At 65.5% G+C, this 6,214-nt stretch carries 11 protein-coding genes; 7 read left to right on the forward strand and 4 right to left on the reverse strand.

The features are described 5' to 3' along the window. The 4 genes from Q0693_RS00230 to Q0693_RS00245 form a co-directional block, all read right to left on the reverse strand. Positions 1-308, reverse strand: a 308-nt coding sequence (locus Q0693_RS00230; RefSeq protein ID WP_298628049.1) for an SDR family oxidoreductase, incomplete at its 3' end; no start/stop codon positions are given. A gap of 41 nt (positions 309-349) precedes the next feature. Beyond that, positions 350-790, reverse strand: coding sequence for a PIN domain-containing protein (locus Q0693_RS00235; RefSeq protein WP_243030795.1), 441 nt, complete (start codon positions 788-790; stop codon positions 350-352). Beyond that, entirely contained in the window at positions 790-1,038 is a 249-nt protein-coding gene (locus Q0693_RS00240; RefSeq protein WP_243030796.1) for an AbrB/MazE/SpoVT family DNA-binding domain-containing protein, read from the reverse strand. The genes Q0693_RS00235 and Q0693_RS00240 overlap by 1 nt, the downstream gene beginning before the upstream one ends. A gap of 94 nt (positions 1,039-1,132) precedes the next feature. After that, entirely contained in the window at positions 1,133-1,405 is a 273-nt protein-coding gene (locus tag Q0693_RS00245; RefSeq protein WP_298628059.1) for a glutaredoxin family protein, read from the reverse strand. Positions 1,406-1,532: 127 nt separating this feature from the next. Between Q0693_RS00245 and zapE the strand changes: the two genes are divergently transcribed. The 7 genes from zapE to Q0693_RS00280 all read left to right on the forward strand — a co-directional run. Then, positions 1,533-2,504 carry a cell division protein ZapE gene (zapE, locus tag Q0693_RS00250; RefSeq protein ID WP_298628061.1) on the forward strand — a complete coding sequence of 324 codons (972 nt, stop codon included), beginning with the start codon at positions 1,533-1,535 and terminating at the stop codon, positions 2,502-2,504. 9 nt (positions 2,505-2,513) lie between these two features. Then, complete coding sequence (locus Q0693_RS00255; RefSeq protein WP_243028027.1) at positions 2,514-2,768, forward strand: hypothetical protein; 255 nt, start codon at positions 2,514-2,516, stop codon at positions 2,766-2,768. Beyond that, complete coding sequence (locus Q0693_RS00260; RefSeq protein WP_298628066.1) at positions 2,768-3,910, forward strand: phosphopentomutase; 1,143 nt, start codon at positions 2,768-2,770, stop codon at positions 3,908-3,910. The genes Q0693_RS00255 and Q0693_RS00260 overlap by 1 nt, the downstream gene beginning before the upstream one ends. 3 nt (positions 3,911-3,913) lie before the next feature. Next, entirely contained in the window at positions 3,914-4,627 is a 714-nt protein-coding gene (gene cdaA, locus Q0693_RS00265; protein ID WP_298628069.1) for a diadenylate cyclase CdaA, read from the forward strand. Further along, on the forward strand, positions 4,620-5,438 hold the full coding sequence (locus Q0693_RS00270; protein ID WP_298628071.1) for a hypothetical protein: 819 nt from the start codon (positions 4,620-4,622) through the stop codon (positions 5,436-5,438). The genes cdaA and Q0693_RS00270 overlap by 8 nt, the downstream gene beginning before the upstream one ends. A gap of 5 nt (positions 5,439-5,443) precedes the next feature. Continuing rightward, positions 5,444-6,019 (forward strand): peptide deformylase, encoded by a 576-nt coding sequence (gene def, locus Q0693_RS00275; RefSeq protein WP_298628073.1) that lies wholly within the window; start codon positions 5,444-5,446, stop codon positions 6,017-6,019. Next, a partial coding sequence (locus tag Q0693_RS00280; RefSeq protein ID WP_298628075.1) for a formyltransferase family protein occupies positions 6,016-6,214 on the forward strand: 199 nt, incomplete at its 3' end. The genes def and Q0693_RS00280, both read left to right, overlap by 4 nt.

Here is a 6,214-nt window from a genome sequence, read left to right on the forward strand (position 1 = left end):
CCCTCCATGGCCTCCTTGGGGGCGAAGGCGATGGCGTGGACCAGGTAGTCCAGCCCGCCCCAGGCCTCCTTGAGCCCAGCGAAAAGCCGGTCCAGCTCCTCGTCCTGGGTGACGTCCGCCTGGAAGGTGAGGGCGCCCAGGGGAGCGGCCAGCTTCTCCACCTCTTCCTTAAGCCTTTCCCCTTGGTAGCTGAAGGCCAGGGTGGCCCCTGCTTGGTGGAGTTTTTCCGCGATGGCGTAGCCTAGGCTCCGCTGGTTGGTCACGCCCATGATGAGGGCCTTCTTGTCCGAAAGGTCTAGGGTGAGCATGGGGGGATTATACCCAAGGGAGCAAGGTCGAGGGACAAGGCTTACGAAGGGGGCCTTTGCCCTTCTGCCTTTTGCAGAAGCACGAACCAGGCCTCTTTCAGGGACAGCACCCATACCCCCCGGACTTTACGCCCCATAAGGGGGCCGAAATGTTTGCGGTCACCGGTGACCAGGAGGTCGGCCTTGGCCGCCCAGGCCGCGGCCAGAACAGGGGCGTCTTTGGGAGGTAAGCCCTGCCTGAGGGCCTGGTGGACTAGCCGGGCTGGGGCCTCGGGGACCAGGACTACCCCTAGGGAAAGTTCCTCAAAAAGAGGCCAGGTTTCGGGCCGTTTAAGGAGTAGGTTGCGCCTCGCCTCCTCCAGAGCGTGAGGAGAGGTTAGGAGCTGGGCCTCTGCCCGTTTTGCCAGGGGGAAGAGGCTTCGGGCTCTCCCCTCCTGCCAAGCGGCGGCAAAGAGAACATTGGCATCCAGGAAGAGGCGCATTAACCCTCGCCCAGAACCTTCGCTAGGCGCTCTTTTTCCTCCGGGGTAAGGCGATCCTCCTCCAGGAACTCCTGGATGCGGTTTTGGGAATAGATCTCTATGGGATAGACCCCGGCCGGCTTGAGCACGATGGTCCCTTCGGGGGAAAGTTCCACGAGGAAATAGGCCTCGCCCTCGAGGCCCAAGGCCTTTAGGAAGCGCTTAGGGATGGAGATCTGCCCTTTGCGGCTAAGCTTTACCAGCTCCATATACCTAGTTTACCCGATATTCCAAAAGCTTGGTTTCCTGGTTTTTGGCAAGTTACGCGGCGGGATCCAGACCCGTTCGGGCCGGCCGGTAGGGTCAGCCTGGATGGGAGGGCGAGGTTGGCCCGGCCTGGTACTTGGTCCACCAGGCGTTGAGGGTGGCTGGGGATACCCCGCGGATGGCCTCCACCCTTCCCTTCCACTCCAGGACCACCCCCGCGGTAGGGCTTCCCACCAATTCGGTGATCTTCCGCGCGGCCTCCGGGTCCTGGCGGGCGTTCACAAACTCAAAGGGGACGCCCTTTTGGGTCAGGAACATCTTCACAATCTCGCAGGGTCCACAACCGGGAATCCCGTAAAGGCGCACCATACCCTTCCATGGTAGCAAAGCCCTTCCCCGGGATGGAGGGGCTGGAAAGAGACCGGGACCTTCCCCCCAAGGAAGGCTTGCCCAATAGGCTGACGCCAAGGGGGTATCCCCATCTACAATGGGCTTCATGCGTCTAGTGGACCGCTATCCGGAGGTGGGGTTGGATGGGCTTCTCCAAAGCCTTGTGCCCCCACCCCGCTTCCATGCCGCCACCTTTGCCACGTACCGGCCCGATCCCCGCTACCCTTCCCAGACCTTGGCCAAGGAGCGCCTGCGACGATGGGTTAAGGACCGGCCCCAGGGTTTCTTTCGGCCCAAGCTTCCCGGGCCGCAAGGGCTCTACCTGGACGGGGGCTTCGGCGTGGGGAAGACCCACCTCCTGGTGGCCGCCTACTGGGAGGCCCCTCCTCCTAAGGCCTTCCTCACCTTTGAGGAGCTCACCTACACCCTGGGGCTATTGGGGCTACGGGAAGGGGCCAAGCGGTTTGCCGCCATGCGTTACCTTTTCCTGGACGAGTTTGAGTTGGATGACCCCGGCAACGCCCAGATGATCACCCACTTCCTGGCCCTTACCATGGACAAGGGCCTAAGGGTGGCCACCACCTCCAATACCCCGCCCGGCGCCTTAGGGGAGGGGCGCTTCAACGCCGACCAGTTCCGGCACCAGATCCAAGGCCTGGCCCGGCGCTTCGCCGTGGAACGCATAGAGGGGGAGGACTTCCGCCACCGCCATCCGGAGCGGTTGCCCGTCCTTCTTTCCGATCCCGAGCTCCTGGCCCTCTACCGGGAAGACCCTCGCCGCAAGACCCTGGACGACTTTCCCAGCCTTCTCGCCCACCTCTGCACCCTCCATCCCATCCGCTACCGCTATCTCCTGGAGGGGGTGGAGGTCATCTACCTCAGGGGCCTCGAGGCCATCCCCGACCAGAACGACGCCCTACGCTTCGTGCACTTCGTGGACCAGGTGTACAACCTTAAGGTGGCCTTGCGGGCCTCCGGTGCCCCTCTACAGGAGCTTTTCCCCGAAGATTACCGCCACGGGGCCTTCGCCAAGAAGTACGGCCGGGCCCTTTCCCGGTTGGCGGAGCTTTTGGGGTAGCATGGGGGCATGGACCTGGCAGAAAGGCTTTCGGAGATGGCCCAGGCCCTATCCCAGGCCAGCGCCGCGGTGGGGATCCTGGAGGCCATAGAGGAAGTGTTGGACGATTACCAGGATGGGGAGCTTTCCCTGGAGGAGGCCATGGAGGAGATCCAGGGCCTGGTGGAGGAGTTCCAGGCGGTCCGGGCCCTTTCCGAGATGACCCCGGAGGAGCTCATGGCCCTGGCGGAGGAAGAGGAGGAAGAAGGGGGCCTGAGGTCTTAATGAAGGTGACGGCCATCGTCCTGGACTCGGTGGGCCTGGGCTATCTGCCGGACGCCGCCCTTTTTGGGGACGAGGGGGCGGATACCCTGGACCACACGGTGCTGAAAACCGGGGTGGAGCTTCCCCACCTGGCTGCCTTGGGCCTGGGATGGGTGCAGGGGGTTCACACCCTGCCCCGGCCCGAGCCCCAGGGGGCCTTTGGCCGCATGCGGGAGGTGAACCCCGGCAAGGACACCACCACCGGGCACTGGGAGTTCGTGGGGGTGTACCTGGAAGGGCCTTTCCGCACCTATCCCGAGGGTTTTCCCGAGGAGCTCCTTAGGGCCTGGGCCAAGGAGATCGGGGTGGGGGGGTGGCTTCTGAACCGCCCCTACTCCGGCACCGAGGCCATCCGGGACTACGGCGAGGCCCACCTAAGGACCGGCTTTCCCATCGTCTACACCTCGGCGGATAGCGTCTTCCAGGTGGCGGCCCACCTGGAGGTGGTTCCCCTGGAGGAGCTCTACCGCTGGTGCCAGGCGGCCCGGGAGATGCTGGTGGGGGAGCACCAGGTGGCCCGGGTCATCGCCCGGCCCTTTGCCGGGGAGCCGGGGAACTTCTATCGGCGGGAGGATTTGCGGAAGGACTTTGCCCTGGAGCCACCCCGGAATGTCCTGGACCTGCTTAAGGAGGGGGGCCTCGAGGTGGTGGGGGTGGGGAAGATCCCCGATATCTACGCCCATCGGGGCTTCACCCGGGAGGTGAAAACCCGGGATAACGCCGACGGTCTGGAGAAGACCCTAAGCCTGATGGAGGAGCCCTTTTCCGGCCTGGTCTTCACCAACCTGGTGGACTTTGATGCCAAGTACGGGCACCGGAGAAACCCGGAAGGGTACGCCCGGGCCCTAAAGGAGGTGGACGATTTCCTTCCCCGCCTCCTGGAAGCCCTAGGCCCCGAGGACCACCTCTTTTTGGTCTCCGACCACGGCAACGACCCCACCTTCTTCGGCACCGACCACACCCGGGAGTATGGGATGCTCCTCTGGGTGGGTCCCGGGGTGAAGGGGGAGCTGGGTACCCGGGAGAGCTTCGCGGATCTGGGGGCCACCTGGGCGGCGCTTTTTGGCCTTACCTGGGAGGGCCCGGGAAAGAGTTTGCTATAGGCTATGCCCCTCACCTGGCGCGATGCCCTGGATATCCTCCTGGTAGCCATCCTCTTCTATTACCTTTGGCGCCTTATGGCGGGAACCCGGGCCCTGAACCTGGTGCGGGGGGTCTTGGTTTACCTGGCGGTTTGGTTTCTGGCCAGCCTTCTTGGGCTTTCCACCCTTTCGTGGCTTTTGGGGAACGCCGCCACCCTGGGGGCCTTCGCCCTCATCGTGGTCTTTCAGCCGGAACTCAGGGGGCTTTTGGAGCGCATCGGCCGGGCCCAAGGGCCCAGGGCCCCTTCCTTGGCCTTGGAGGAGCTCCTTCTGGGCCTGGCCCGGCTTTCGGAAAGGCGCTATGGGGCTATCCTGGCCCTGGAAAGGCGCACCCCCCTGGGGGAGTATGCGGCCACAGGGGAGGTGTTGGAGGCCCGGCTTTCCGCCCGGTTGTTGCAAACGGTGTTTTATCCTGGGACCCCCTTGCACGACGGCGGGGCCCTCCTGAGGGGGGATCGGCTTTTCGCCGCGGGGTGCGTTTTCCCCCTTTCCGAGGCCCGGATGGGCCTCGGCACCCGGCACCGGGCGGCCTTGGGCCTTTCCGAGGTTTCCGATGCCCTGGTGATCGTGGTGAGCGAGGAGACGGGGGCCATCAGGCTGGCCGAGGGGGGAAGCCTTTCCCCGCCCATGAGCCTCGAGGCCCTACGGGAAAAGCTCAAGGAGGTGCTCCGTGCGTGACTGGGGAAGCTTCCTCCTCGCCCTTCTCGCGGCCTTCGCCGTCTGGTACTCCCTAAGGGAGAGGGCTCCGGTGGTGGAGCGGGCGGTAAGCGTGCCCCTGCAGGTGGTGGGCCTGGGAGGGGAGCGCACCGCGGAAGGGGTACCCAAGGAGGTGCTCTTGCGCCTTAGGGGGCCTGCCCCCCTGGTGGAGGGAGCCAGGGTTCCCGTGTCCGCCTACCTGGACCTCTCCGGAGCCGAGGGGGCCTTCACCCGGGAGGTGCGGGTGGCCGTGCCCCAGGGGGTGGAGGTGTTGGAGATCCGCCCCGCCCGGGTGGAGGGCCGGGTGGAGGCCATCCTCACCCGCACTTTGCCCGTGGAGGTACTGGCCCAGGGGGCTTGGGTGGAGACCCAGCCGGCCTTCGTGGAGGCCAAAGGGCCCAAAAGCCGGGTGGAGGAGGCGGTGGTGGCCCTGGGCGTGGACCTGGGAGGGGAGACGGTGGCCCTGGCCGCCTTCGGCCCCCAAGGGCCCCTCCTGGGGGTGGAGCTTTTCCCGGCCCAGGTGCAGGTGGTGGCCCGGGCTTCCCCTCTTTTTCGCAAAGAGGTGCCCTTGGTCCTGAGACCCCCGGCGGGCCTAAGGGTGGTGGCCTTCTCCCCCAAGACGGTGGAGGTGGTGGGGCCCAAGGAAGCCTTGGAAGGCCTAACCCAGGTGGAGGCCCGGCCCCAAGGGGGCTTCCGCCCCGGGGAGGTGGTGGGGCCCTTGGTCCTCACCCTACCCTCGGGGGTGCGGGTTCTTGGGGAGGTTTTGGGCAGGGTGCGGCTTGCGCTAGAATAGGTGGGATGATCTACCCCATACGCCTTTACGGGGATCCGGTGCTCCGCAAGCGGGCACGGCCTGTCCAGGACTTCGGGGGCCTCAAGAAGCTTGCCGAGGACATGCTGGAAACCATGTTTGCCGCCCGGGGCGTGGGCCTGGCGGCACCCCAGATTGGGCTTTCTGAGCGCCTTTTTGTGGCGGTGGAGTACGCCGACGAGCCCGAGGGGGAGGAGAGGCCCCTAAGGGACTTGGTGCGCCGGATCTATGTGGTGGCTAACCCCGTGATCACCCACCGGGAGGGCCAGGTGGAGGGCCTGGAGGGTTGCCTTTCCCTCCCTGGGCTTTACGCCGAGGAGGTACCCCGGGCGGAGCGGATCCGGGTGGTCTACCAGGACGAGGAGGGACAGGAGCGCACCCTGGAGCTGGAGGGGTATATGGCCCGGGTTTTCCAACACGAGGTGGACCACCTGGAGGGCATCCTCTTTTTTGAACGCCTGCCCAAGGCCAAGCGGGAGGCCTTTTTGCAGGAGAACCGGGCGGAGCTGGCCCGGATGCAGAAGGAAGCTAGGGCCCTCCTGAAGGAGCTTTCCCAGAGATGAGGGTGGCGTTTTTTGGCACGCCCGCCTGGGCGGTGCCGGTGCTGGACGCCTTAAACCGCCACCACCAGGTGGTGCTGGTGGTCACCCAGCCGGATAAGCCCAAAGGCCGGGGGCTTAAGCCCACACCAAGCCCGGTGGCGGAGTATGCCGCGGCCCATGGCCTCCCCCTTCTCAAGCCCCCGCGCCTCAAGGGGA

The sequence above is a fragment of the uncultured Thermus sp. genome (assembly GCF_938010445.1).
Lineage (GTDB): Bacteria > Deinococcota > Deinococci > Deinococcales > Thermaceae > Thermus > Thermus altitudinis.